Here is a 345-nt window from a genome sequence, read left to right on the forward strand (position 1 = left end):
CACGACATCGGCATTTTCTTTGTATCCGCATTTGGTACATTCGAAATGTGCTTGCGTTTGTCTGTTTTTTACCGAAATATATCCGCAATTCGGACAAGTTCTGCTCGTATTTTTCGGAGGAACCAATGCCAGCAACCCTCCTCTTTCTTCCAGCTTGTAAGCCAACATTGTCTTGAAAGAATACCATCCTTGGTCAAGAATTGAACGATTTAAACCGTTTTTCTGTCTGACCTTTTTTCCGGGCTGCTCAACTGTACCTGACGCCGATGCAGACATATTCGATACTTTTAGATCTTCCATGAACACAATACCGTGGTTTTTGGCTATTGTCGTCGTGATCTTATG

The 345-nt window shown here is 42.3% G+C and carries 1 protein-coding gene; it reads right to left on the reverse strand.

Features of this window, described 5'->3' with window-relative positions; genetic code table 11:
• The coding region (locus ACYQ4O_RS13025; RefSeq protein ID WP_460175880.1) for an RNA-guided endonuclease InsQ/TnpB family protein at window positions 1-339 on the reverse strand (339 nt) is incomplete at its 3' end.
• Window positions 340-345: the final 6 nt, after the last annotated feature.

Source organism: Turicimonas sp. TL08, from assembly GCF_054660695.1.